A 2,158-nucleotide genomic window follows, 5' to 3' on the forward strand; every position below is an offset into this window, starting at 1 on the left:
GGCCTGGCCCTGCGCGCCCGCCGCACCATGACCCCGCCGCGACCGCCGCGCCGGCGACGAGGTCATCGAGGCCCGCAAGGTCGACGGCGCCTGGGTGGCGTACGGCTGGGAGCGGCCGGGCCGGTAGGGTCGGCGGTGCTCGTCGTCAGGGACGTCCCCTCTCCGAATTTCGACAGCCGGCGGGCGCCGCCCGACATGCTGGTGCTTCACTACACCGGCATGCGGACCGCCGAGGCGGCGGTGACGCGCCTGTGCGATCCCGAGGCCCGGGTGTCGGCCCACTATGTCGTCGACGAGGACGGCTCGATCCTGCGCCTGGTCCCCGAGGAGCGCCGGGCCTGGCACGCCGGCCGAGGCGCCTGGCAGGGCGAGACCGACTGCAACGCTGCCTCCATCGGTATCGAGATCGTCAATCCGGGCCACGAGTTCGGCTACCGCGACTTCCCTGACGCCCAGATCGACGCGGTGATCAGCCTGGTCACCCACGTCCGCACCCGCTGGACCATCCCGGACGCCCGCATCATCGGCCACTCCGACCTGGCGCCGGACCGCAAGCAGGACCCGGGCGAGCGCTTCCCCTGGAAACGGCTGGCCGGGGTCGGGCACGGGCTGTGGTTCGAGCCGGCGCCCGAGCGGATCGCGGCCCTGGGCGCGCCGTTGGGCCTGGGCGACGACGGCCTGGGCGTGATCGTCCTGCGCGCCGGCCTGCACCGGCTGGGCTACGGCCTCCAGCCGGGCGGCGACTACGACGACGAGACCAGGCTGACGGTCGAGGCCTTCCAGCGGCACTGGCGGCCATCGAAGGTGGACGGGATCGCCGACGGCGAGACCCGCGCGACGCTGATGGGCGTGCTGCAACTGGCGACGGCCGAGAGCGCGACGGGGGTGTTGTAGGTCTTCGTGGGTCCCCACCCGTCTCGCTGCGCGAGCCACCCTCCCCAGGAGGGGAGGGAGAAGTTGACGTGACCTTTCAAAGAGCCCACCTAGCCCCCGTCAGACGGCCGGGCGGTCGCGGCGGGGGCTCCGCCCTCGTCGAGGAAAGTCCGGGCTCCACGGTGAAAAGGCGGCGGATAACCTCCGCCCGGGGCGACCCGAGGGATAGCGCCACAGAAAGCAAACCGCCTGCTTCTCGAAGCAGGGAAGGGTGAAAGGGTGGGGTAAGAGCCCACCGCGCCGGCGGCAACGTCGGCGGCATGGCAAGCCCCGCCTGGAGCAAGACCGAATAGGGACGTCGCGCGGTTTCGACCGCAGGGCTCACCGCCCGAGGCGTCCGGGTAGGTCGCGAGAACCGGTCAGCGATGGCCGGTCCAGAGGAATGATCGTCGCCCGCATTCGTGCGGGAACAGAACCCGGCTTACAGGCCGTCTGACGCTTTTTCGGGCGCCATCGCTCGCCGCGCGGCGGCTCGCTGCTTGAGCGCGGCTATGGCGAAACCGGCCGGACGGCGCCTCGTCCGGGTCCTAGGGGACGCCCTGGGTTCGCCGCACCGTTAACGGTTCCCTCGACATCCGCCGCGCAGTCTGTCCACAGCCTGTCCATGGCTTCGAATGTTCTCTGTATGTTCCGGAATTTCCACGAAATTGATCCCGCTCGACGGTTAACGATCGTCAACTAATCCCATTGAGACCCAGTTCATCCCATGCTATCCCATAGGCATCGGTAAGGGTGCGGGTGCGCCGGCGGGCGCTAACGGGATTTCAGGGGAGCGGGTCTCAGGATCCGATTGGGCAGGGCGTGTTTCTCTCGACCTATGAGAAACAACTGGACGGCAAGCGCCGCCTGCTGATCCCGCAGGAGTTCCGCACCGCCGACAACGGCGCCGAGCACGGGGTCTTCTGCTTCTTCTCGATCGAGTCCGACTGCCTGGAGGCCGGCGGCGACAAGCTGATGGCCGAGTACGTCTCGATGATCGAGGAGCTGCCGTTCGGCGACGACCTGCGCACGGCCCTGGAAGAGACCTTCTACGCCGGCCAACGGCCCTTGGCCTATGACGGCGGCGGCCGGATCACCCTGCCCGAACACCTGTGCCAGGACGCCGGCCTGGGCGAGGACGTGGTCATCGTCGGCCTGGGCTCCCGCTTTCCAGATCTGGACCGCGCCCCGCTGGAAACCGCGCGCCGCGACGAGCGGCCGGGCCCTGGCGCGCCAGGCCCGTGCG

The 2,158-nt window shown here is 69.9% G+C and carries 2 protein-coding genes and 1 other RNA gene; all 3 read left to right on the forward strand.

All coding sequences use genetic code 11. From position 1 onward, the window contains the following. Nucleotides 1-135: 135 nt before the first annotated feature. Nucleotides 136-894: an N-acetylmuramoyl-L-alanine amidase gene (locus tag AC2W7C_RS17030; protein WP_486002438.1), complete on the forward strand. Its 759-nt coding sequence runs from the start codon at nucleotides 136-138 to the stop codon at nucleotides 892-894. A gap of 99 nt (nucleotides 895-993) precedes the next feature. Next, nucleotides 994-1,373: RNase P RNA component class A (gene rnpB / locus AC2W7C_RS17035), an RNA gene on the forward strand. 361 nt (nucleotides 1,374-1,734) lie between these two features. Further along, nucleotides 1,735-2,158: division/cell wall cluster transcriptional repressor MraZ (locus AC2W7C_RS17040; protein WP_486002437.1), on the forward strand; the 424-nt coding region annotated here is incomplete at its 3' end.

The sequence above is a fragment of the Brevundimonas sp. CURTG3B2_SDJG genome, from assembly GCF_057364705.1.